The organism is Rhizobium sp. NFR07 (genome assembly GCF_900111905.1).
GTDB lineage: Bacteria > Pseudomonadota > Alphaproteobacteria > Rhizobiales > Rhizobiaceae > Neorhizobium.
This window is the reverse complement of record NZ_FOKM01000001.1, coordinates 181495-205454: the sequence shown is the minus strand read 5'-3', so window position 1 is coordinate 205454 and position 23960 is coordinate 181495. Positions and strand designations below refer to the sequence as shown.

The following is a 23960-nucleotide window of genomic DNA, read 5'->3' as shown; positions in this document are numbered from 1 at the left end:
CGCCACATATCTTAAGGACGTTATGCTTTAGCGCAGCCCGCCGGCGCGGCGGCCTGCCGGCTCTGCCAAGGCAAGCGTGTCTTCACCCGCCGGAGGCAATCGATAGTGCTTGCGGGCCGTCTCGGCGAAAAGCTTGGCCTGCTCGCGGAGCGGATATCGGGCGGCAATCTGCTTGAAGCCCGAATAGATCTCGTCGAAGGAACCGCAGAGGCTGTCGACGGGAAAGTTGCTGGCGAACATCGCCCTATCGGGCGAAAACATCTCGATCGTTTCGAAAACGATGTAGCGGTTGTCCTCGACGGACCATGGCCGGCTCTTCTGGCCGATCCCCGAAATCTTGACGCAGACGTTGGGCATTTCCGCCAGCTTGCTCATGGCTTTGTGCCAGCCCTCGATGCCTTCGCTTGAACGATCGGAAGGTAGGCCCGTGTGATTGAGAATGATGGTCGTCGCCGGGAAATCCCGGGCGAGCAGTATCGCTTCGTCGAGATGCCACCACGCGGACTGCAGGTCGAAATTCAGGCCGTGGCGTTCAAGAAGGGCGTATCCCTTGCGCCACGTCTCGTCGGTCATCAGGGTTCGACAATCCGCCGCCTGGTCAGCGCTCGACGCGCCGCCTGGCTTGTGACGCACACTGCGAACCAAGTCGAAGGCCGCCTGACCGCTCAGGACTTCAACGACATCGGCCCTGTCGAGCCATGCCTGCGCCACGATGGCATTCGGCAGGCCGAACCGCTCCGCGACACTTATCGCGTAGCGGGTCTCGCCGATGGGATCGGCCGGATCCCATTCGGTTTCGACATAAACGGTCTGCACGACATTTTGGTGCGCGGCATCCTCAAGATATTCGGGCGGAAGATAGCGCCGCTTGATCGCGTTATAGTCGCCGTAGCGGAAAGGGATGTTCGTCTCCGGCTTCAGCCAGGGATGGTCATTCGCGACCGGGTCCCAGAAGTGCTGGTGGGCGTCGACGATCGGGCCGTCCCAGAGAGGATAATTTTCCAACTATTCGTCCTTCCGTTACGTGTGGCTTTCGTTGAAGTCGATCGTGGCCGTGGCAATCACGTAGACAATCGCGCAGCCGGCGAAGAAGCCGAGCACGGTGCCGTAGGAGCCGCCCGTCCACTGCAGGATGAAGCCGGTGAGGATCGGAACGATGATGCCGCTGACGCTGCCGGCGAAATTCATCGTGCCACCGACGATGCCCACCCGGCTCTTCGGCGCGAGGATGGCGGGAAGGCTCCAGTATAGGCTGCCAAAATAGAGCAGGAAAAGCGTTGCCGACAGAACAGCCACCGCAATCACCGGGTTGCTGACATGGGGCAGGGCGATGAAAGTGGCTGCAACACCGACGCCGGTGATGCCCAGCAGGGTTTTGTAGACGATCGACCGCTTGTAGCCAGCCGCCAGAAGCTTGTCTGCGAGGAACCCGCTGGCGAGTGAGCCGAACATGCCGGCGAGGAAGATCACGAAGGTCGCGCCGCCCATTTCCTTCAGATTGAAGCCGCGAGCCTGCGCCAGATAGCTCGGGCCCCAGGTCAGCAGGCCGAAATTGATCATGGCCCAACCGGTGCGGCCGGCGACGAGGCTGACGAGCGATCGGCGGAGGATATGTGACGGTTCGCTTTCAGCCGCGACCTGCGTCGTTTCGCCGACATCCTTGATGATATCCATCTCGGCTTCGTTGAGACCCGGATGCATGGCGGGATTGTCGCGCAGATAGCGCCAGGCAATCCAGCCGAGCAGAACCGTGACCACGCCGGCTGCGATAAACGCAAGGCGCCAGCTGCCGAGTGCAAGGATCAGCCAGCTGATCAGCACGCCACCAAAGGCAGCGCCGAGCGGCGCTCCGCTATCCATGAAGACGGCGCCGCGTGCGCGCTCTTTTTTTGCCAGCCAGTTCGAATTCAGCTTGGCGCCTGCGGGAAAGAGCGGAGCTTCTGCGGCACCGAGACCGATGCGGGTCAGGAGCAGTGAAATGCCACCGGTCGTAAAACCCGCGATCGTCTGGAAAATGCCCCATCCGACCGTCGACATTGTAATGACGGTGCGTGCGCCGTAGCGGTCGATCATCCAGCCACCCGGAATCTGCATCAGGGCATAGCTCCAGAAGAAGGAGCTGAGGATGAGGCCCTGCATCGCCGGTCCAAGGGAGAATTCGGTGGCGATGCTCGGCATCGCGATGGAAAGCGCTGTACGATCGACCATGTTGATCACGACCAGCAGGAAAACGATCACGAATATGTACCAACGGACATTCGTGGCGTGGCTGTGCTTCACATCGGCTTGGCCGAAGGCAAAGCGCCCTTGTTCTATTTCAGACATGAATTCAATCCTCCCTGATTGACGGCGCCTGCTTCTCCTGCCCGGCGCCTTTCGACGATTCTCGTCGACCTCCTTGATCGGTGATCCCCCACCGTGTCCCAGAACGAAATATAGTTGACCTGCAATTCCGAAATAATGAAATTATCAGATCATGTGATCGGATATCCTGATCGCTTGGTCATGGTGGTAGATGCAGATGACATCCGAGCAATTCGATCGCGGCCTCCTGCTCCTGAGGCATTTGAAGAGCGCACAACTGCTCTTACTCATCGCGCTTGGGGAAGCCTCAAGCCTGCGAAAGGCCGCCGCATCCCTAAACATGACGCAGCCGACGGCTACGAAGCTGATCCAGGATCTCGAGGCTGCAGTCGGTCTTGCACTATTCGAAAGAAGCGCGCGCGGCATGCGGCCGACACCTTATGGCGAGGTGATGATCCGGCATGCCCGCCTGATGCAGATGGAGATCATCCGCACCCGTGAGGAACTGGATTCTTTATCGAAGGGCGCGTCCGGAACGATCAGGATCGGCGGCGTCATCAGCGCCATTCCCTTCCTGCTGGCGAAAGCAGTTGCGGCCCTGAAGGTAGAGCATCCCGGCTTGCAGGTATCCGTCGATGTCAATACTAGCGACGTGTTGATCGCCGCACTTCTGAACGGTCGGCTCGATGTCCTGCTTGCCCGTCCGTTGGCGCTGAGTGATCGCAGTGAGTTCGACTATGTCGATCTTATAGACGAGCCTCTCAAGGTGGTCGGCCGAAAGCAGCATCCGCTTGCGCTCCGACCATCGGTAACCGTGAAAGATCTCGGCAGCTGGCCATGGACTTTGCTGCCGGCCGGCAGTCCGATGCGCAAGGTTCTGGCACCCGTTTTCGCCGAAATGCGGCTCCCGGGCCCGCAGTATATCGTCGAGACATCCTCGATGATGATGATGGTGGCGCTCATGCACGAAAGCGACATGTTGGCCGTGATGCCGGCGGACGTTTCTGACTTCTACATCCGCCATGATCTTCTCGACGAAATTCCCGTCACATTGCCCTCGGTGATGGGCTCTTACGGCATCGTCACACGGCGTGACCGACCGATCACACCAGGCGTCGCAGCGTTTCTAGCCCAGCTTCGAAAGACGATGCAGAGCCAGAAATCGGAAAGGCCGACTTTGACGCCTGAGAGATGAGAGCAGATCATGCCACTTGCGGCGCGCCAGAAGGCTGCAGAATCCGCGATGACTTCTGTAGCACTAAAGTTCGCGGCACGAGAACAGCGCAGGCGGCGGATATCCTGACCGCATGTTTGAGACCACTGGTCGACTGCCACAGTCTATCTGTGCTGGAACCAGTCGCTCTCGACGTCGCCCGTCTCGGCGGCTACTATCTTCACGAGCTTTCCGGTGGCCAGCGCGCGCGTTAACATTGCCCGCGCGCGCTCGACCGCGCAGAAACTCGTCATCCTTGACGAGACGGAACAGGCGCTCGACGAATCCTTTGAGGCGGAAGTCTTGCGGCTGAAAGATTGTCCTCTCGGCGCGGATCCTGTCTGCCACCGAAATCATCATCCCGACAAAGAACGACGGTGTTATCGCGCCGGATGTTTCGAGATTTGTACGGTCGATGGCGACCTCTTTCTTTATCGCCACGACCCGGCGTTCCGATCGCTGGAAGGCCTGTTCGCTCGCCGCGAAGCCAGAAACCCTTAGTGCGGGCGTTCGGCAGGGATGGTCGAGCAAGTGGAGAAGTCGATCATTCAGCTTGAGCACGGTTATCGAAGCGCCAGCCATCTCAAGCGATGTTGCATATTCGCCGACCCAGTTGGCGTGAATGTCGATACCCGCGAGGCCAAGGATCTGGCGGACGCGGCGGTAGATGACGAAGAGTTCGAGTTGGGTCGTTGCGCCGAGCCCGTTGACGAGAACGACGACACGATCACCTTTCGCCAGCGCGAGTTCCTTAAGGATCGGCTCCATCAGGAGTTCGGTCACCGTGTCGGCCGGTGCCAGCCTGTCGCGGCGCATGCCAGGCTCTCCGTGGATGCCCATGCCGATTTCCACGTCCTCCGGGCCTATCTCGAAGTTCGGCGTGCCCGTCTGTGGCAGCGAGCAGGCTCCGAGCGCAACGCCCATCGAGCGGCAATCGTCGTTGGCAAGCCGCGCCGCGGCGTGCACTTGGTCGAGATCCTCGCCGAGATCGGCCGCCGCATCGGCGCATTTGAAGACGAAGAAATCCCCGGCAACGCCCCGTCGCTCGCAGCGTCGTTCATGGGGTGCAGACGTAATGTCGTCGGTAACTGCGAAGTGTCTGACGGGTGTGCCATCTGCCTGCAGATCTTCTGCGGCCATCGTGAAGTTCAGCACATCGCCGGTATAGTTGCCGTAGAGAAACAGGACGCCGCCGCCGCCGTCCGCGGCGCGCCCGGCATCAAGGATATGCTCGGGGGAGGGCGAGGCAAAGACGTTGCCGACAGCCGCAGCATCGGCGAGGCCCCGCCGACATAACCGGCGAAGGCCGGCTCATGCCCCGATCCGCCGCCCACCACAATGCCCACCTTTCCGTCGCGCAGGCCATGCCTCGCAACGACGGCGCGGCCGGTTGGGCCCTCTACGCACAGCAGGTCGGCATGGGCGCCGACGAAACCGTCGATGAATTCCGGGATGATATCCTCGGGGGCGTTGATGAGCTTCTTGGTCTTGGATGTCATGATCGTGGTTCGACGCTCTCTGCTTTTCGACTCAATGGTTTCCGGGCACGAGCCGCCTGGCGGCCGTGACCGTCCGGGCCAGCCACTCGTGCTCCATCCGCCGCGTGGCTTCCATGTCCGATGTCTGCGGCAGCCAGTGTTCGAGGATGCAGCTCATGTCATCGGGGCAATGGTCAAGCGTATCGAGGATTTCCGAGATCTCGGCGCGACCCTCGCCGAGCGGCGTGCCATGGATGCGGAAGCCGACCCCATAAGGATCGGGGGTAATCTGGTAGTCCTTGAGATGCAGGTTGATGGCATAGGGCGCGAGCATCTTCACCGTGGTCATAGGCCATTCACCGGCGCAGATCGAGTTCGCGACGTCGAGGCAGCCCCCCAGTGCGTCGTCCGAGACCGCATCCAGCAGCTCGACCATGCGCGGCGAGGGGTAGTTGAAATGGTTCTCGATGGCAAAGCGCAGACCAGCGCGTTTGCCGTCCGGAAGCAGTTCCCGGATCTGCGCCGCCAGTTCGGGAACCGGGATCAACGCATCTTCGGCATCGAGTGCAACCCGCAGGATCTTTGAACCGATGCGCTCGCCGATCGGAATGTAGCGCGCCAGTTCACCGGCATCGAATGACTGTGTGCCGAGTTCCAGCGTCATGCCGTAGCTGTCGGCGCGGGCCTTCAGTTCCCTGTGCTCATCCGGTGTCAACCGGTCGAGCGGCAGGTTATCGGCATATTGCACGAGCTTGAGGCCATGCGAATGCGCAATATCGAGCACTTCAAGCGCCGTCATCGGCTCTTCCGGTTGCAGGTCCTTGATGCCGATCGACCAGCGGAAGGCGTAGCTGCCCAGTCCGAGTTGCATGATGTCATTCTCCTGTCGGGATGGATGCGGCGCCGAATACGGCGACGCACGGCTGAGTCAATGGATCAGCGAGCCGCCGTTCACATCGACCTCGGAGCCCGTGACATAGGCCGAGAGATCCGATGCGAGGAACAGCGCGCAGCCTGCAACATCGTCCGCGGTGCCCGCACGTCCCATCGGGATGCCGGCCTTGATCTCCTCAAGCTTCTCCGGTGTCAGCATGCCGGCGGTGATGTCGGTGGCGATGAAGCCCGGGCAGATGGCGTTGACGCGGACGTTGTCAGGGGCAAGTTCGCGCGCCATTGCCTTGGTCAGGCCGAGAACGCCGGCCTTGGCTGCGGAGTAATGCGGGCCGCCGAAGATGCCGCCGCCGCGCTGCGCCGAAACCGAGGACATGTTAACGATCTTGCCGGCCCTGCGGCCGCGCATATGCGGGATGACCGCCTGGCTGCAGTAGAGCGTGCCACGCAGGTTGACGTCGAGAACGGCATCGTAGTTCTTCGGCGCGATGTCCATGATTTTCAGCGGCTGGGTGATGCCGGCATTGTTCACCAGAATGTCGATCTGACCCCATTTTGCAATCAGCGCTTCAATGGCGGCCTTGGCGCCTTCCAGATCGGTGACATTGCAGGCCATGCCGACATGCTGGGGCCCGAGATCGGCCGCGGCCTCCTTGGCGGCGGCCTCATCAAGATCGAGGATGGCGACCGTGGCGCCGTGTTCGGCGAAGAGCTTTGCCGTGGCCTTGCCGAGGCCGCGCTTCGATGCGGCTCCGGTTACGACTGCGAATTTTCCTTGAAGCAGAGCGGTTGTCATAGGGGTCTCCTTTGTCTTCATGCTCGTCGTTTTCGCAACGATGTTCTGGGATTGGTTATGGGTGTCAGAGCCAGCCGCGGATCTGTGTGATCATCGCGGCCGTCGAGATGCCGTAGCGTTCGTGAAGTGTCGGCAGTGCACCGGCGTCGAGGAACTGGTCCGGCAAGCCGATCATCCGGAATTTCGGCGTTACGCCATTGACGAGCAGCGTCGATGCGACAGCCTCGCCGAGACCTCCGACACGGGTGTGGTTTTCTGCGGTGACGACAAGTCGGCCACCGCGGCGGGCCTCGGCAAGAATGGTCTCGGTATCGAGCGGCTTGATCGTCGGGCAATGGAGGACGCCGACCGAGATGTCGTCTTTTTCCATTTCCACCGCCGCATCGAGTGCCCGCATGGTCATGAAGCCGGAGGAAATCATCAGGACATCCTTGCCGTCGCGCAGCAGCTTGGCCTTGCCGAGTTCGAATTTGTAGTCCGGGCAATGCTTGCGGATGACGGACGGCACCTTACCGCGCAGCAGGCGCATGTAGACGGGACCGTCATGGTCGATGATTGCCGGCACGGCTTCGGCGACGTCGATCGCATCGCAGGGATCGACGATCGTGAGGTTCGGCAGGCCACGAAAAATGGCCAGGTCTTCCGTTGCCTGGTGGCTCGGGCCGTAGCCGGTGGTGAGGCCGGGCAGAGCGCAGACGATCTTGACCGGCAGGTTCTCCTCGGCGATCGCCATGGCGATGAAGTCGTAGGCGCGGCGCGAGGCGAAGACCGCGTAGGTCGTGGCAAACGGAATGAAGCCTTCCCGCGCCATGCCGGCAGCGGCGGAAATCATTACCTGCTCGGCCATGCCCATCTGGTAGAAGCGATCGGGAAAGGCTTCGGCAAAGACATGCAGATCGGTATATTTGGCGAGATCGGCCGTCAGGCCGACGATGCGATCGTCTCTGCGGGCCTGCTCGACCAGGGCGTGACCGAAGGGCGCTGCAACCGTGTCATAGCCCTCCGCCGCCAGCGAGGCGATCATGGCCGAAGTCTTGCCGCCTTCGCCGGGCTTCGGTTTGCGCGGTTCCCATTTCCGATGCGGATCGTAATTCGTGTTTGCGGTCATCGTCTTTTCCTTCAGGCGGGGCGGGTGGCGTCGAGCGCATCAAGCGCCTTCTGCCATTCGTCGGGCTCGACGCGGACGAAATGCGCCATCTCGCGGGCTTCCAGAAAGGGAACGCCCTTGCACATCAGCGTGTCGCAGATGATGATGCGGGGACGGTCGTCGGCGAGATTGCGCGCGGCATCGAAAGCCGCGACCAGCGCGTCCATGTCGTTGCCGTCCACCCGCTGAACATGCCAGCCGAAGGCCGACCATTTGTCATGCACCGGCTCGGCACTCAGCATCTGCGTCGATTTTCCGTCGGCCTGCTGGTCGTTGAAATCGACGAGGCAGATGAGGTTTGAAAGCTTGTGGTGAGCGGCCGACATTGCCGCTTCCCAGGTTGAACCCTCGCCAAGTTCGCCGTCCGACATCAGGTTGTAGACGAAGGCCGGGTTCTTCTTCGCTTTGAGGCCAAGCGCCATGCCAACCGCGATACCAAGCCCCTGGCCGAGCGAGCCGCCGGTGATTTCCATGCCGGGCGTATAGGCCGCCATGCCGGACATGGGCAGGCGGCTGTCATCGGCGCCGTAGGTTTCGAGTTCCTGCTCCGGCAGGATCCCGGCCTCGATCAAAGCCGAATAGAGCGCGATCGCGTAATGACCGATGGAGAGCAGGAAGCGGTCGCGACCTTCCCATTGTGGATCTTCCGCACGGTAGTTCAAGGCGTGGAAGTAGGAGACGGCAAGGACGTCGGCGACGCCGAGCGCCTGGCCAACATAGCCCTGTCCCTGAACCTCACCCATGCGCACGGCCTTGCGGCGGATTTCCCAGGCGCGACGCGGCAGGCTCATGTTCGAAAGAGTGTTGGCGGCTGTCCCGCTCATGGCTTCTTCTCCTTGGCTATCCCTTGCAGCCGGCCATTTTCAGGCACAACAAGGATCATCCGGCGATCCATCGATCGTCGACGAGGTGGATGAATGACGGTGGTCGGATGCCGTTCAGGCCCGGCATCGGGCGGCGCGGCGATCGTGACCGTCGCGCCGAATGGATCAGTAGATCGTCAAGGCCGGGACGTAGCTCACCAGTGCCAGAACGATCAGCGACACCAGGAGGAACGGCCAGAGTTCACGGGTGGTGGCGCCAAGCGATGTCTTGGCCACGGACGCGGATATGAACAATGTCGTTCCGATCGGCGGCGTATAGAGGCCGATGCCGAGGTTCAGCACCATGATCAGGCCGAGCTGGACCGGATCGAGACCGATCGAGGCTGCGAGCGGCACAAAGATCGGGCCGAGCAACAGGATCGATGGTGGCAGATCGAGCGGCATGCCGATGATAAGCAGCAGAATGTTCATCGACAGGATGATCAGGATCGGGTTCTGGATCGTCGCGCCGATCCACTCGGCGAAGCGTTCCGGTACCTGGTCGAAGGTGAGGATCCAGCCGCAGACGGCGCTGCCGATGATGACCAGCATGACGACACCGGTCGCGATACCTGCCTCGATCATATTGTCCTGGAACCGCTGCCACGTAATGTCCCGATAGAAGAACAGGCTCATGGCAAGCGCATAGACGACCGCAAGCACGGCAATCTCGGTCGGTGTCGCGATGCCGAAGCGCAGGCCCAGCAGGATCAGAATTGGTAGCAACAGGGCAGGGCTCGAGAGGAATGCCAGGCGAGCGAGCTCGCGCATGGTCGCGGAGCGCTCGGGCGCCGTGAAGCCGCGACGGCGGGCGATCCAGTTGCAGGTAAGCAGAAGCCCGCCTGCAAGCAGGATGCCTGGGAGGAGGCCCGCCGTGAACAGGTCCGCGATCGAGGTGCCGCTGACGAGCGAATAGAGGATCAACGGGATCGATGGCGGAATGAGGATGTCGATGACAGCCGAGGTCGAGTTGTTGGCGGCGCAGAGGGCCGCGGGATAACCCTGTCTTTTCTGCCAGGGGATGAGGACGGAGCCCAGTGCGCTGGCATTGGCGACTGCCGAACCCGATACGCCACCGAAAACCACCGAGGCGACGACGGTCGTTGCAAGAGGACCGCCACGCCAGCGTTCCATGGTCTTGGATGCGAAGGCGAGAAGCTCGTTGCCCAGCTTGCCGCCGAGCATCAGCGTGCCGGCCAGCATGAAGAAGGGCATGGCCAGCATCGGAAAGGACTGGGTCTGCTGGTAGAGTTGCTGGGCAACGATGCTGAGCGGCAGGCCGCCGAAGAAATAGATGGCGGCGGCGGACGATATGATCAGCGCGTGACCGACCGGCACTGCGAGCATCATCAGCACGCAGAAGATAATGACCATGGCAAGGCTCATCATTGGCCTGTCTCCTCGGGCGTGGGCACGGGCATGGCTTCCGGCCCGATGATGAAGAGGCGGATGAGCAGCGCGACCGTCGCGATGATGACTGCTGCGGAGCCTCCTGCGAGTGCGTAATAGCTGTAGCTGGCCGGCATGTTCAGGACCGGGCTGAGGTCGATCCAGGATATGTTGGCGACATTCACCGTGACATAGACCATGACGGCATGGCCGATGATCACGAGCGTCTGGGCAATGATGCGGAATACCTGTTCGGCGCGGCGGCCGAGCATTTCCGGCAGCATTTCGACGGCCATGTGGCCGCCGTGCTGAACGCCAATCGCCACGCCTGCCATGATGAAGAACGGAAAAATCCGTTCCGGCAGTTCCTGGGCGAAGGAGAAGCCCCCGCCCAGTGCATAGCGGGCGACGACGTTGCCGAACAGCAGGACCAGAAGGACACAGCCTGAGATGAGCACGATGGTCCGTGCCACGATCGAGACGACGCGATCGAGGCTATCGGCAAAGCGCAGCATGGGTGTGGGCGGATGGCGGGTGGCCCTGGCGATTTCACCCAGGTGCTCTCGCGGCGTATCATCGGGTCCGAACATGATCAGGCCTTTGCGGCGGCGATGAGGTTGGTGACGAATTCGCCGAACGGCTTCTTCTTCCAGATTTCCGCCACCGGCTCGGATGCCTTGCGGAAATCTTCCTTGTCCACCTCATTGATCTTCAGGTTCGTGTTGGCTTTGAAGGTCGCAAGATGCTTGGCTTCCGCTTCCTTGATGAGACCGCGCTGCATCTTCGTCGCGCCGTCTGCCGCTTCCTGGATCGCGGTCTTCTGGGCGTCACTGAACTGCGTCCAGCGGATCTGCGATATCAGGAAGGGCGACACCTCCCACTTGTGGCCCGACATCGAGATGAAGGGGTTCACTTCGTAGAGCTTGGAGCTTGCGATATTGGTGAGTGGGTTTTCCTGACCGTCGACGACGCCCTGCTGCAGGGCGATGTAAAGTTCGCCGAAGCTGATCTGTTCGGTATTGGCGCCGAGTGTCTTGAAGATGTCGATCGTCATCGGATCCGGCGGGGTGCGGATCGTCAGACCGGCGAGGTCGGCGACCTTGTTGATCGGGCGCTTCGAATTGGTGATCTGGCGGATGCCGTTGTCCCACCAGCCGAGGGGAACCATGTTGACGGCGGCGAACCGTTCGGCCAGAGCCTTGCCGGTGTCGCCTTCGAGCACCTTGAAGGCCGCGTCGCTGTTGTCGAAGAGGAAGGGCAGGCCGAGGGCTGCGATTTCCGGCACGAGCGCGGCACAGGAACCCTGGCTGTTGACCGTCATGTCGACAGCACCGGTGCGAAGGCTCGTCAGCAGGGACTGTTCGTTGCCGAGCTGTTCGGCGCCGGCGACGCGCACGGCATATTCGCCGCTCGTCTTCTCGGCGACCAGGCGGCCGAATTCGTCGGCCGACGTTCCGCGCGGATTGCCGGGGGCGGCATTGTGGCCGAGCGTCATGGTGACGGCGGCCTGTGCGCCGCGCGGGAAGCTCAGGATGACGGGTGTTGCGAGAAGGGCGGTGGCGCCAGCCAGGAAGCCGCGTCGTTTAAGTGTCAGGTTCATCGTGAAGTCCTCCCATAACGATGATTCAAACAGCATTGATCAGTCGCGCCCGGTCCGGGTCTCGGCCCGGTCGCTCTTGCCTGCGATTGATACGAAAGGGGAGTTGTCGATGTACGGCTTACGACGCATACAAATAGCACCACGCTTGATGCGCGGTCTGTGCCCGGTAGCCTTCTTTAGTCCTCCCATTACATGCCTTCCGGCTCCCAATTCCGGACGTCATGCTCGTATCAGAGGCCCCGTTTTTCCTCCTGCGGGGCCTTCCTGTCGCGATATTTGGCTGGAAAATGCCTTAGGTCAAACGCTAAATAAATCTCCATTGATGAAATGAATTCACGCAAAATTTGCTCGATGCGTTAATATAAGCCTCTGTTATGTCTCGATAAAGAAGGTTTCACCTGCGCCCTATCGGTATTTGGACAGCATGAGTTCGCTGAGAATCCATCCCTGAAAAGCCCTGATCTTAGGAACGTTCTGCTTGGCTTTCAAAGTTGACAGACTATGGCATCCGATCATGTCGCACTTGCTTTCGAACAGGGGAACGAGGCGGCCGGTTTGTAGCTCGCGTTCCACCAGCAAATGACTTTCAAGACAGATCCCCAACCCATCGACGGCGGCGCTGATTGCCATGAAAGAGCGGTCGAAGCGGGGACCTCTGTCAAAATCCAATGCTATATCGCCGTTCCGTTTCGCCCATCCACGCCAGCTGAGGAGGTTCACCTCCGAATGAATGAGGGTCTGATGGCAAAGTTCGGAAGGTTCCTCCAGCCGGTTCGGTGCGCGTCGAAGCAAATCCGGTGCACAGAACGGCATAATTGCTTCCTCCGGCAGCGGTAGCGTGACCACGCCGCGGGTGGGCAAAACGCTGCCGTAACGGATATCGACATCCACGAGCCCAGCATTGAGATCGACCGGATCGGCGGATGCATAAAGACGCACGTCGATGCTGCTATGCTGCGCGCTGAAACGGGCGAGGCGTGGCATGAGCCATTGGGCCGCAAAGCTTGGAACGGAATGGACCGTTAGAATGTCGGCCTTGCCATGCCGCTCGATATCTCGGGTTGCAGCTTCCATGGTGATAAAGGCTTCCGAGACGCTCTGGAAGTAGCTTTCGCCCACATCGGTAAGCGCAATGGTTCTTGTGTTGCGATGGAAGAGGCTGACGCCGACCTCCTGCTCGAGGAAACGGATCTGGTGGCTAATGGCGCTGGCGGTAACGTGAAGTTCATCGGCTGCTGCTGCAAATGAACCGCGACGCGCTGCAGCCTCGAATGCCTGCAGCGACTTCAATGACGGTATCTTCCTCATCGGCCCTCCCTGCCACCGGCCCGATAGCTGAAATCGAACGGTGCATTTCTGGCATTTGAGTGATTTCAATTCAATAATGGGTATGCCGAATTCGCTTGATGAGTTTGAGACTGGTTTCTAGTCTCATGTTCGAGACAGGCGAATGTCTGTCTGGCTGGAGGAGCCTTACATTATGACTATCGCCTTTGTCGGCCTCGGCTCCATGGGAACCCCCATGGCTCGCAACCTGATCGCCGCCGGATTTGATCTTTCCGGTTATGATATGAGCGCCAAGGCGTTGGACATGTTCGAACGCAACGGCGGCAAACCGGCACCAACTGCGGCAAAGGCAGCGGCTGGCGCGGAGGTAGCTCTGCTCATGGTCGTCAACGCGGCACAGGCCGAGCAGGTTCTCTTCACTGACGGCGTAGTCGATGCGCTTTTGCCTGGTGGGGTTGTTGTCCTTATGTCGACCTGCCCGCCCGGCGCGGTGAAGGGTATCGCTGCCCGTGTCGAGAAGACGGGACGATCCTTCGTGGACGCACCGGTGTCCGGTGGTGTTGCCGGCGCAGAATCGGCGGCATTGACGATCATGGTTGGCACATCCAAGGACAATTTCGAGCGCGTCTTACCTATGCTGCGGGCATTAGGCGACAAGCTTTTCCATGTCGGAACAGAGGCAGGGCAGGGCGCCGCGGTGAAGGTCGTAAACCAGTTACTCTGTGGTGTTCACATCGCCGCTGCCGCCGAAGGTTTCGCACTTGCCAGCAAGGCGGGCATCGATCCGCAGGTCCTACTCGAAATTCTGGGCGGCTCGGCCGCATCGAGCTGGATGCTCAAGGACCGCGGTCCGCGCATGCTGCAGGAAGATCCGGAGGTTACGAGCGCCGTCGACATCTTCGTCAAGGATCTGGGGCTTGTTCTCGAAGCAGGCCGGGAGGCCAAGGCAGCACTTCCGCTGGCCGCAAGCGCCTACCAGATGTTTCTGACGACCAGCGGCCGAGGAGATGGCGCGGCGGACGACAGCCAGGTGATACGATCGTATGACCTAATTAATCGCGGCGCTTGATGGTCCCCCTGTGGCTCGAAATTAAGCTTGGTGCCCGTAATACGTGCTACGCGAGCCGCAGGTCTCTTCTAGTTGGCGTTTCAACAGGATAGCTAGCTCGCACTCCTTTTGCGATACCATGCTATTGCGCACGTACCACTAGCGCAACGTCACATTTTTCTCAGATACTTAGTAGTTCAAAGGTACAACTCAGCGTTTGATTCCCATCAAGACGTTAGCATCCCGCAAGGTTTTAAGGCCGGTAGAATGAGACTGCGGGGTGACGCTATCGAAATCAAACGTGCTGCAGGGAAGCGAGCAGTTTTTTCAGGGCGTTCATCGGGTTTCCTTCTGCTTCACCGAGCCGAACACAGTCAGCGAGAAGCTGGCGGTCCTGGCGATTGACCTTGCCGCCGTGATGGTAGCGATTGAACTCCTGCAGGTCGAGCGGCAGCATGTCCTGCTCCCATACCCTCCACTGCTCTGCGAGGGCCTCAGGCGTTGTCTCGCCTCTGACCTGCTGGCCAAGGTCTCCGTTGACCTTCAGCCCCTGGATTTCCCGCGCGGCGTCCGTGCCAAGGATCCATTCGGCGGCGCTGGGATCAATGTCATGCGCCTTGGGCCAATCCATCAACTCGAGCGCCGCCATCATCGGAAAGTAGGTGGGAAGCCGCACCGAGAATTCCGTGGAGGGGTGGATGACGCATTTCGACGCCTCGTTGGCGCTGTATAATGCAGCAAAGCCTTCGGCGACTGCTGGAGCGCTGTCTTCGACCACGATACCGAAGGGCCAGCGGTGGCGATAGGCGAGATCGGCCTGCCTGTGAAGGTCCGGGTTGGTCGGGGCGTGGAGAGGTAGTGTAACGTCCGCCGGTGAATAGCACTGGATGCCGAGAGAAGAATTGACAATGCTGTCCGCGCGGATGCCTGCCGTTTCGATGAACCAATCCCGAAGCCTCATGCCGATCGCACCGAGAATGATCCCTGTGCCTTTCTCGCGAGAGGCTCGCCCCATTTCCTCCACCATGACGATACCGGATGGATCCCGGAGCGCGGCGCCATCAAGTGTGATGACGGCGTAATCGTAGGTCTCCTTGGCGATCAATGCGGGCGCGTCGATGACATTGAACCTGTCGAATGTTCTCAGAGTATCGTTGTCGTAGGAATAGAGCACTTGAGGCCTGGACAGACCCTGTACCCGATGCGGGCGGACAAGGAAGGTGACATCGGTTCCTGACGCCGCGAGGTGATACCCGACGGCGAGTCCCATCGACCCCGCTCCGACGATCAGAACCTTTGCAATCTTGCTCATATGTCGATCCTCACGCTGTTTCCTCATGGCAGGCGCTTCAGCCTGCAAAGCGCAGATAGTCATCTGGGCGGCATGCGATTAGGTCGCTCGGATCGCGAGAGCTTGTGAGCCTGGCTCAGTAATCAGGAGCGATCCGAACCGGGGCGACGGGAGGAAGAGCTAAGCGCCCTCCTTGAGCAGGTCGATAACCGCCCGCATGGCAGGGCGGATCTGCCGGCGATCCGGATAGTAGAGGTAGCAGGCATCGTGGGGGACGGAACATTCCGGCAGCAGTTCGACGAGCCTGCCGCTTTCGAGATGAGCGGCAACCTGCTCCCTGAGCAGATAGGCAACGCCCGCTCCGGCCACCGCCGCGCGCACGATCATCTCCATGTCATTGGCGGTGATGGCCGGATCTATATCCAGCGTGACCTTCTGCCTGTCGTGCAGGAATTCCCATTTCATCAGGGATCCCGATGTCGGAGAGCGCCAGGCAAGGCAATCAAGCTTCAGCACATCGGCGGGCGTCTGGACGAGGACCTTGTCGCGAAGGTAGTCCGGCGAGGCTACGAGTGCCGAATGGTATTCGGGGCTGATCCGCACCGCGACCATGTCCTTGGCGAGATGTCGACCATGACGGATGCCGGCGTCGAAGCCGGCGCTGACGATGTCGACCATGCCGTCGTCTATACCCAGATCGAGGACCACATCCGGATATCGGGCTCGTAGATCCTTCAGTTTCGGGATCACATGCAGGAAAGCAGCACTCTGGTGCGTGTTGATCCTCACCATACCCGACGGCCTATCCCGCTCATCGGCGAGCGCATCCAATCCCTCGGCGATTTCGCCAAGGGCCGGGGACAGCCTGGCGAGGAGGCGCTGGCCCGCGGCCGTGGGAGCCACGCTTCGCGTCGTGCGGTTCAAAAGCTTTGTACCTAAACGATCCTCGAGCAGCCGGATGGCGTGACTCAGTGCCGAACTGGACAGCCCGAGCCGCAAGGCGGCGCGGCTAAAACTCCGCTCCTCGGCGATGACCGCAAAGGCCATGAGATCCGCTATGTCTTCTCTTCTCATTCCTGAGTACCGCTCACAGGCTCATCAGTTTTATGTCGTCTAATCACATAATCAAGGGGTGCGTACATTTCCATCGGTCAAGCAACTGATGGAGCAGAAAATGAAGCAATGGATACTCAAGGCAGCCGCCAGCAGCGTCGATGGCCTCGTGGAAACGACAGCGAGGATGCCGGAGCCCGCATCCGGCGAGGTTCGAGTCCGCATCGTCGCCGTCTCCTTGAACTACCGCGAGCATCTCATCCTTTCCGGAGCGGACGGCCCTTGGCGGCCGAAAGGCGATCTTGTCCCGGTGGCAGACGGGGCCGGCATCGTGGATGCGGTCGGCGAAGGCGTGACCGAGTGGAAAGCGGGGGATCGCGTTGCGACCGTGTATCTTCGCAATTTCCGGACCTGGCCGCCGCATCCCGGCATCGGTCTGGGTTTGGGGGCTGCGGACGAACAGGGTGTTCTGGCGGAATACGTGATTCTTCCCGCGGACCGCGTGACGAGCGCGCCGGATGGTCTTAGTCTGGCGGAAGCTTCGACGCTTCCTTGCGCTGCGGTCACCGCCTGGACGGCCCTGCAGCATTCAAACCCGGTTCGTCCGGGCCAGAAGGTTCTGACGCTCGGTTCCGGCGGCGTGTCGCTCTTCGCCATCTCGCTGGCAAGAGCGCTTGGTGCAGAAGTGTTTGCGACCACCGACCAGGTCGACAAGCAGCAGAGGCTTGAAGATCTCGGCGTGTCGCAAACCTTCGACTACCGCAAGGATCCGAACTGGGGTGCGACGATCTTCGAAGCGACCGGCGGGACGGACAAGATCGTCGATACGGCCGGGTTCGGCTCGATCAACCAGAGCATCCAGGCGCTGGCCTTCGGTGGTGACATCGGCATGGTCGGCTTGATGTCCTTCGGCGAAGCGATTGATCCGGCTCTCTTCTATGCGAAGGGTGTGAGCCTTCGGGGCATTCCTGTCGGTAGTGCCGAACAGCAGCGCGAGGTCTTTCGCTTCATCGACGAGAAGGGGATAAAGCCGGTCATCCACCGTACTTTCGACTTTTTGGAAGCGCGTGCGGCCTACGAAGCGCAGCTTGCGCCGGATACGTTCGGCAAGATCGTCATCAACGTCTCGGACGAATGACGCGCCAAGATTGCTGATTGATAGAAAATGGGCTCGGCCGCTGCATACGCCCGGCGGGCGAGCCGAGATTGCGTCCCCTAGACCTGCATCGCGCCTGCAACGGGCAGCGTGTTCGTGCGGAGCGATCTGACGTGACGGATAGGCGGCGCGCCGAACATGCGGCGGTATTCCCTGTTGAACTGGGTGACGCTCTCGTATCCGACCTCGATCGCAGCACTTGCGGCGTCGAGGTTGTCGCACATCATTATGCGGCGCGCCTCGTGCAGGCGAAGGTTCTTCTGGAACTGAAGCGGGCTCATCGCGGTCATCAGCCTGAAGTGATGATGCAAGGTTGAGACGCCCATGTTGCAGTGATCTGCGAGGTCGGCCACCTTGAGAGGCGCCGCATAGTTCTCCCGCAGCCATGAGATAGCGCGCGCGACCCGGTCGCCGTCCGTGCCGATACGGACGATCTGGCGGAGCCGTTCTCCCGTCGGGCTTGTCAGGACGCGGAACAGCAGCTCGCGTCGGATGAGGCCCGACATGACCGGGATCTCCTTCGGTCGATCGAGCAGACCGATCAACCGCTCGACGCCGTCGAACAGTTCCGGGGTGGCGGGGCCGATTGCCATCGCGGTGCCGTTTCCTGCATCGGAACCGTCGAGGTCGATCTCGGCCATGATCTCCCTTGCCACGGTAAGGTCGAGCTTCAGCACCATGGAGAGGTAGGGTCGCTCCGGCGTCGCCTCGACCACACGCGTGATCGTCGGCAGGTTCATCGCAGTCAGAAGAAACTGCGATTCATCGTACCAGAGAGAGGCGTCCCCGAGCACGACGTGCTTTGCTCCCTGTACGATCATCGCGAGCGACGGCTCGTAAAGATAAGGCGTCGGCGGGATGGGATGGGCGCGTCGCACGAGGGTCAGCCCCTCGATCGGGGTGTCGAGTTCCTCTCGGTCGCCAATCTTCTCCTGGATCACGGATGCGATGCGTGCTCTCACGGCCGCGGTCGCATCGCGTAATTCCTTGTTTTTCTCGGTCGATCTGAGATCCATGGCCGCTCTCCTGTGCTGACACATAAGCGCGGAACGGGGTGGTTCAAGTCGTGGTTCCCTCTATCCGCCACCACAAAAATACGGGCCCAAGAGGATTGGGCAATAATCGGGAAGGATCAGCGTCACGCTCCATGCTTGTCCTGCCTACTGTGAACGTGTCGCGGGCCAAGATCGATCCTCTCGTGGATACAGAGGCTTGCACCAAACAGTTCACTATCAGGAGCAATCCCGTGTCGGAATCCTTGAACAATACAGTCGCTCTGGTAACCGGAGCATCGAGTGGCATCGGCCAGGCAACGGCCATGCGTCTGGCAGCATCCGGCGCACGCGTCGTCGTGACCGGCCGCAATGCCCAGCGTCTGCGTGACGTCGCCGACAAGATCACGGCAGCCGGAGGCGATGCTTTTCCGATTGAGGTGGATCTGAGAACGGCCGAGGAGGCGGAGCGGGTGGTCGCACACACGATCGAGCGGTTCGGCCGCCTCGACACGCTCGTCAACGCCGCTGGTGTGATGCTGAACGGCCCATCCATCGACAGCCCTCTTAAGGACTGGGACACGATGGTCGATGTCAACCTGCGCGGCCTGATGTATGTGACCAAGGCGGCACTGCCGCATCTTTCCGAGGCCGTGAAGGACAGTCCACGCAAGGTGGTCGACGTCGTCAACATCTCCTCGGTCGCGGGACGTGTCGCGGCAGCGCAGGTGGCGATCTACAACGCGACGAAGTTCGCCGTCACCGCCGCGACCGAAGCTTGGCGGCAGGAGTTCACCCGTCAGTCCATTCGCTTCTCGGTGATCGAGCCAGGCGCTACCGCGACCGGTCTGTGGGATGCGAAAGGCCAGTGGGAAGGCTTCACGGCCATGTTCGGCGAGGTCGAGCGCCTGCATGCCGAAGACATCGCCGAGGCTGTGTCCTTCATTGTCACCAATCCCCGCCGCGTCGCCGTCAACGAGATCGTCGTTCGCCCGACCGACCAGCCGTAACCGGCGGCATTCCCCGATCGATCCATCCCAGCACCGGTCACTTCCGGCCGGCGAGCGATGCCGGCCGGCCACCGAACCAACAGGAGCCACTAACATGGAAGACTTCAATAGCAAGGTCGTTATCGTCACCGGAGGCAATTCTGGCATCGGCAGGGCTGCCTCGCACATCTTTGCAAGGCGCGGTGCTCGCGTTGCCGTCGTCGCCCGGCGCAAGCCGGAAGTCGAGGCCGTCGTCGAGGAAATCAGATCGTTTGGCGGCGAGGCGTTCGGCATTTCCGCCGATATTGCCGATCCGGAACAGGTCACGGCGATGGTCGAGCAGGCCGTATCCCACTACGGCCGCCTCGATGTCGCGTTCAACAACGCAGGGATCATCGGCAAGTGGGCGCCGATCGACGATCTGTCCAGCGAGGATTTCGACCTGGCGATCGGCGTGAACCTTCGGGGTACCTGGCACTGCATCCGTGCCGAAGTCGCGCAGATGAAGCGTCAGGGCGAGGGCGGCGCAATCGTCAATACGTCCTCATGGCTCGCCCAGGGCGCTCTGAGGGGATCCGCGCTCTATTCGATGACGAAGGCAGGCCAGGATGTGCTCGTCAAATCGCTGACCTTCGAACTGTCCGAGCAGCAGATCAGGATCAACAACGTCGCGCCGGGCGTCATCGACACGCCGATGACCTCCGCGAGCACGGAAGCGGACGCTTTGTCCGCACTCATAGGCCAGACACCGATGAAGCGCCTCGGGACCTCGGACGAGGTCGCCGAAGCGGCGGTGTGGATGTGCTCGCCCGCGGCAGGTTTCGTCACCGGACAGAGCCTGCTGGTCGACGGCGGATACACGATCCCCGGAAACCGGATGTAACCCAATCCTCGCCGGAGGCTTCCATGTCGCAACCAGTCGAAAACCAAAGCCCCATCTCGGCGCCGGATCTCCAGCCGGGCAGAAACCTGCTGAGGAAGACGGCTCAGGAGTTACTATTCGATCGGGACATGGCCGAAGTTGCCCTATCTGGACTGAAGCTAACACGGAAGCCTCACGATATCCTGCGCGATCCAGCCGTCCTCCGCCCGTCGGTCACGTTGATTGTCCAAGGGTGCCGATCGCTCACGTTGGGCTGCACCGGGTACGAAGTCGCCGAATATGGATTTGCGATTAACGCCCTTCCTCTCCCCGTGATGAGCGACATCACGATCCACGGAGACAGCACCTACATGGCAATGGAGCTGCCGTTGGATCTTGCGCTTGTCGAGCGCATGCGACGCGAGGTGCCGGGACGGATTTCCTGCCCGGTCGTGTGCTCCGTTGCCACGGGATCGTCACCGGAGTGGATGATCGACTGCATCACACGGATGCTCCTGCTCCCCCTTCGCGAAGGGATAGGCAGCGTGATCGCCGGAGTGCTCCAGCAGGAGCTGATCCTCCGGCTGCGTGGCACGCCGTTCGGACGAGGTCTCCACGAATTGACGGTCGCGGGAAGTCCCATGGAACGCGTCCACCGCGCGGCCGGCTACATCGCTGACCGTTTCCGGCAACCGCTCGTCGTTGCCGATCTGGCTTCCCATTGCGACTGGTCGACCTCGTCGTTTCATCATCACTTCCGACGGCTCACGACCATGACGCCGCTCCGATACCAGCAGTTCCTGCGACTCAGCGAAGCCAGACGAATCCTTTCGACGACACAATCGCATGCCGGAGAGGTGGCTCTGCAGGTCGGATACACCAGCCCCAGCCAGTTCAATCGCGAATATCGGCGGCTCTTCGGGGCGCCGCCGATCGAAAGCGTCAGCGTGCTCTGACCCTGGATAAATCGAACCGCAAGTTCGTCCCCGAGATTAACCCAACCAAGGAGAAGTCAAATGACAGGCAGACTCGAAGGAAAAGTCGCGATCGTCACAGGTGCCGCGCGCGGTATCGGCGAAGGCATTGCCGACCTGTTCGCCTCCGAAGGCGCGAGAGTCGTCATCACCGACATTCTGGAAGAGCAGGGCGAGGAAGTCGCTACGCGCCTCCAGGTTCGCGGTGACCGTGCTATCTTCCAAAAGCTCGACGTCTCGGATGAAAAGAGCTGGCAGGCCGTCGTTGCCGCTGCGGTCGCCAGCTTCGGTAGCCTGACGACCATCGTAAACAACGCTGCCCGGTTCAGCGCGACCGGGCTGACAGACACATCGCTCGATGATTGGGACAAGGTCGTCGCGGTCAATCTCACGGGGACGTATCTTGGGATGAAGACTTCCATGCCCGAGCTTCTTAGGTCGGGCAACGGCTCGGTCGTCAACATCTGCTCACTGTATGGGCTGATCGCGACGACCGGCTACACCGCCTACCACGCGTCGAAGGGCGGCGTCCGAATGCTGAGCAAGGCTTCTGCGCTGGAATTCGCGAAGAAGGGTGTGCGGATCAACTCGGTCTATCCCGGCGACACCGAGACGCCTGCCATGGAAAATCTGACGGAGGACGAGAACGCACAAGTGCTCTCTCTGGTGCCGATGGGCGTTGCCGGGAAGCCCATCGATATCGCCTACGGCAGCCTGTATCTTGCGTCCGACGAAGCAAAGTATGTCACGGGATCGGAACTCGTCATTGATGGAGGATGGAGCCTGCCGTAACGATGGTTGACCCGTCCGATCCGGGGCGGCGTCCGCTGTTTGACGCGGGCGCCACATTTGGACGCCACCCAAGGGCAATTAACTCTCTGTATGTGCTGCGATCTTAGAGCGTCGTGGATGGTTCGATTCCGCTCAAGACCTAGCAACAAAGAACAACGGAGCTAGAATAGGTTAGTTATCCAGTTCGGAAGCTCTTTGGCCGCCATTTGCAGCCAGGGACTCTCGAAGTGAAAACCAGTAATTCAATGGCGCCTGGCTAAAAGCCGCCACCCACCTGATTATTCGTCCCACGATGAAGGAGGCGTCAGGGATAACGAACGGGGCTGACGCAACGAAGCGGTGTCGTGGCCGTTCAAGTCGCAGGATAATCGAGCGCTTCTTCCGACGTCCGTGCACCGCCGAGCCGAAACACCTTTCGCTCGCGGGACGCCGCGACATCGGAAACCGCACCGACATCGTTTCATCCCGCTCGCTGTGTTTCAGACAGGCGCGCATGAGCGCCGCGCGGCCGCTTCGGGACCTGAACTGCCAGTAGCTTCAACAGCCGGGCTGCCACAAGAATTTGAGCGACAGTGCGCAGTCGGCAGCGCTCTACATCCTCATCACGCATCTGAACGGTTAAACCGAGAAGGCGTGGCCGCTTCAACATCACCCTTGTCTTCTTTGAAGACAGATGGACCGAGACGGCGCATTGATTTCCTCTTGAGCGCTGCCGACGGCGGTTGTAGGTGCTTTCCCGCACCGGTCCCGGGGGCGGTCCAGCTCAAGTACAGGTCCAGCAAGGTGCCGGCCTAAAGGCGAGTTCGCTCATTTAAGAGAATCCATCAGATGCATCGCCGGCTTGCGAGGTCGGCCCCAGCATGTCATCTTCTCCTTTCAGCAGGTGCGGAGATACATTCCATGGAAATGAAATGGTTGGAGGATTTCCTGTCTCTCTGCCATTTCAAGAATTTCACGCTGGCTGCCAATGATCGCAATATCACACAGTCGGCGCTCAGCCGGCGCATCAAGCAGCTGGAGCAGTGGGCCGGACTTCCGCTGGTCGATCGTTCGACCTATCCGGTGCACCTGACGCCTGCGGGCGAAAGTTTCCTGCCGCGCGCGAGAAAGGCGGTCGACGCCATTTCGGCGCTGCGCGAAGAAACACTGCAGCGCCACTCGGCACGCGAGGAGATCTTGTCCTTCGCCACCATGAGCACGCTGGTGCTGACCTTCTTTCCTCTCTGGATGGAAAGGGTGGAGGCGACCGGCGAGCCGTTTCGCACGCGCTTCTCGGAAGCCTATTCGTCGTTTGCCACCAATGTTTCCAAACTTTTGCGCAGCGAATGCGATTTCCTGCTGACCTATGCCCACGATTGCGTTCCGGCAATCCGCGAACTCGTCGACTACCCCTATCTGACGCTCGGGTCCGAACGGGTGATCGCCGTTTCCGCCGCGGATGAAGAGGGCAAACCCCTTCACAAGCTCGCGCTCGATGGCGCGCCGGTAAACTATCTCGGCTATCGCGACAGTTCCTTCTTCGCCCAGGCGCTGCCTCAGGCGATTTTCGATCGAGCGTCCTTCCGGCTCAACACCGTTTATGAGAACGGAATGTCTGCCGCGTTGAAGGCCATGGCGGTTGCCGGCCACGGCGTCGCGTGGATCCCCGAAAGCCTGGCGGTGGCCGAGATGAAAAGCGGGCAACTGGTCCGGGCGGCGGATCCGGCGTTCGACATGATCGTAGAGATCCGCCTTTACCGCTCCTTCCGCCTGCGCTGCAAAAGTGCCGGTCGGTTCTGGAAGCGCGCCGAGGAAGTCGGCACGCTCACCGATCGCGTCGCGCTTTCTGCCTGATC

The 23960-nt window shown here is 60.8% G+C and carries 21 protein-coding genes and 2 pseudogenes; 9 read left to right on the top strand and 14 right to left on the bottom strand.

The window, feature by feature from the left end:
* Positions 1 to 27: 27 nt before the first annotated feature.
* Both BM216_RS00865 and BM216_RS00860 read right to left on the bottom strand, forming a co-directional pair.
* Entirely contained in the window at positions 28 to 1005 is a 978-nt protein-coding gene (locus tag BM216_RS00865; protein WP_092993514.1) for an amidohydrolase family protein, read from the bottom strand.
* A 15-nt stretch (positions 1006 to 1020) separates the two neighbouring features.
* Entirely contained in the window at positions 1021 to 2325 is a 1305-nt protein-coding gene (locus BM216_RS00860) for an MFS transporter (protein ID WP_092993511.1), read from the bottom strand.
* A 196-nt stretch (positions 2326 to 2521) separates the two neighbouring features.
* Here BM216_RS00860 and BM216_RS00855 point away from each other — a divergent pair, with 196 nt between their 5' ends.
* Together BM216_RS00855 and BM216_RS34540 are read left to right on the top strand one after the other, a co-directional pair.
* Entirely contained in the window at positions 2522 to 3499 is a 978-nt protein-coding gene (locus BM216_RS00855) for a LysR family transcriptional regulator (RefSeq protein WP_092994974.1), read from the top strand.
* Between the two features lie 194 nt (positions 3500 to 3693).
* A pseudogene (locus BM216_RS34540) lies at positions 3694 to 3829 on the top strand (ATP-binding cassette domain-containing protein); the annotation flags it as partial.
* 201 nt (positions 3830 to 4030) lie between these two features.
* On the opposite strand, the pseudogene BM216_RS00850 reads toward BM216_RS34540, so the two are convergent.
* The 9 genes and pseudogenes from BM216_RS00850 to BM216_RS00810 all read right to left on the bottom strand — a co-directional run.
* Positions 4031 to 5016 (bottom strand): annotated as a pseudogene (locus BM216_RS00850) (dihydroxyacetone kinase subunit DhaK); the annotation flags it as partial.
* Positions 5017 to 5047: 31 nt separating this feature from the next.
* Positions 5048 to 5866 (bottom strand): sugar phosphate isomerase/epimerase family protein, encoded by an 819-nt coding sequence (locus BM216_RS00845; RefSeq protein ID WP_092993508.1) that lies wholly within the window; start codon positions 5864 to 5866, stop codon positions 5048 to 5050.
* 57 nt (positions 5867 to 5923) lie between these two features.
* Positions 5924 to 6682 (bottom strand): SDR family NAD(P)-dependent oxidoreductase, encoded by a 759-nt coding sequence (locus BM216_RS00840; protein ID WP_092993505.1) that lies wholly within the window; start codon positions 6680 to 6682, stop codon positions 5924 to 5926.
* 64 nt (positions 6683 to 6746) lie between these two features.
* Entirely contained in the window at positions 6747 to 7790 is a 1044-nt protein-coding gene (locus BM216_RS00835; RefSeq protein ID WP_092993502.1) for a transketolase family protein, read from the bottom strand.
* Positions 7791 to 7801: 11 nt separating this feature from the next.
* On the bottom strand, positions 7802 to 8653 hold the full coding sequence (locus BM216_RS00830) for a transketolase (RefSeq protein ID WP_092993498.1): 852 nt from the start codon (positions 8651 to 8653) through the stop codon (positions 7802 to 7804).
* Between the two features lie 165 nt (positions 8654 to 8818).
* Positions 8819 to 10078: a TRAP transporter large permease gene (locus BM216_RS00825; RefSeq protein ID WP_092994971.1), complete on the bottom strand. Its 1260-nt coding sequence runs from the start codon at positions 10076 to 10078 to the stop codon at positions 8819 to 8821.
* Positions 10078 to 10671 (bottom strand): TRAP transporter small permease, encoded by a 594-nt coding sequence (locus BM216_RS00820; RefSeq protein ID WP_092993495.1) that lies wholly within the window; start codon positions 10669 to 10671, stop codon positions 10078 to 10080. The genes BM216_RS00825 and BM216_RS00820 overlap by 1 nt, the downstream gene beginning before the upstream one ends.
* A 2-nt stretch (positions 10672 to 10673) precedes the next feature.
* Complete coding sequence (locus BM216_RS00815) at positions 10674 to 11681, bottom strand: TRAP transporter substrate-binding protein (RefSeq protein WP_092993492.1); 1008 nt, start codon at positions 11679 to 11681, stop codon at positions 10674 to 10676.
* A 405-nt stretch (positions 11682 to 12086) separates the two neighbouring features.
* Positions 12087 to 12989, bottom strand: a complete 903-nt coding sequence (locus BM216_RS00810; RefSeq protein WP_092993489.1) for a LysR substrate-binding domain-containing protein — start codon at positions 12987 to 12989, stop codon at positions 12087 to 12089.
* 172 nt (positions 12990 to 13161) lie between these two features.
* Here BM216_RS00810 and BM216_RS00805 point away from each other — a divergent pair, with 172 nt between their 5' ends.
* Positions 13162 to 14037 (top strand): NAD(P)-dependent oxidoreductase, encoded by an 876-nt coding sequence (locus tag BM216_RS00805; RefSeq protein WP_244530025.1) that lies wholly within the window; start codon positions 13162 to 13164, stop codon positions 14035 to 14037.
* Between the two features lie 274 nt (positions 14038 to 14311).
* On the opposite strand, the gene BM216_RS00800 is transcribed toward BM216_RS00805, so the two are convergent.
* Together BM216_RS00800 and BM216_RS00795 are read right to left on the bottom strand one after the other, a co-directional pair.
* Positions 14312 to 15328: a ketopantoate reductase family protein gene (locus tag BM216_RS00800; RefSeq protein ID WP_177230666.1), complete on the bottom strand. Its 1017-nt coding sequence runs from the start codon at positions 15326 to 15328 to the stop codon at positions 14312 to 14314.
* Between the two features lie 159 nt (positions 15329 to 15487).
* Positions 15488 to 16381: a LysR family transcriptional regulator gene (locus tag BM216_RS00795; RefSeq protein ID WP_092993480.1), complete on the bottom strand. Its 894-nt coding sequence runs from the start codon at positions 16379 to 16381 to the stop codon at positions 15488 to 15490.
* 100 nt (positions 16382 to 16481) lie between these two features.
* On the opposite strand from BM216_RS00795, the gene BM216_RS00790 reads away from it, so the two are divergent.
* Entirely contained in the window at positions 16482 to 17498 is a 1017-nt protein-coding gene (locus BM216_RS00790) for a zinc-dependent alcohol dehydrogenase family protein (RefSeq protein ID WP_177230665.1), read from the top strand.
* Between the two features lie 77 nt (positions 17499 to 17575).
* Here the strand turns inward: BM216_RS00790 and BM216_RS00785 are convergent, their stop codons facing one another.
* Positions 17576 to 18532, bottom strand: coding sequence for an AraC family transcriptional regulator (locus BM216_RS00785; protein WP_092993474.1), 957 nt, complete (start codon positions 18530 to 18532; stop codon positions 17576 to 17578).
* A 230-nt stretch (positions 18533 to 18762) separates the two neighbouring features.
* On the opposite strand from BM216_RS00785, the gene BM216_RS00780 reads away from it, so the two are divergent.
* From BM216_RS00780 to BM216_RS00760, 5 genes are all read left to right on the top strand, one after another.
* Complete coding sequence (locus tag BM216_RS00780) at positions 18763 to 19518, top strand: SDR family oxidoreductase (RefSeq protein ID WP_244530024.1); 756 nt, start codon at positions 18763 to 18765, stop codon at positions 19516 to 19518.
* A gap of 94 nt (positions 19519 to 19612) precedes the next feature.
* Positions 19613 to 20380: an SDR family NAD(P)-dependent oxidoreductase gene (locus tag BM216_RS00775; RefSeq protein ID WP_092993469.1), complete on the top strand. Its 768-nt coding sequence runs from the start codon at positions 19613 to 19615 to the stop codon at positions 20378 to 20380.
* A 23-nt stretch (positions 20381 to 20403) separates the two neighbouring features.
* On the top strand, positions 20404 to 21315 hold the full coding sequence (locus BM216_RS00770) for a helix-turn-helix domain-containing protein (protein WP_092993465.1): 912 nt from the start codon (positions 20404 to 20406) through the stop codon (positions 21313 to 21315).
* Positions 21316 to 21375: 60 nt separating this feature from the next.
* Positions 21376 to 22125, top strand: a complete 750-nt coding sequence (locus BM216_RS00765; RefSeq protein ID WP_092993462.1) for an SDR family NAD(P)-dependent oxidoreductase — start codon at positions 21376 to 21378, stop codon at positions 22123 to 22125.
* A gap of 900 nt (positions 22126 to 23025) precedes the next feature.
* On the top strand, positions 23026 to 23958 hold the full coding sequence (locus BM216_RS00760; RefSeq protein ID WP_092993459.1) for a LysR family transcriptional regulator: 933 nt from the start codon (positions 23026 to 23028) through the stop codon (positions 23956 to 23958).
* Positions 23959 to 23960: the final 2 nt, after the last annotated feature.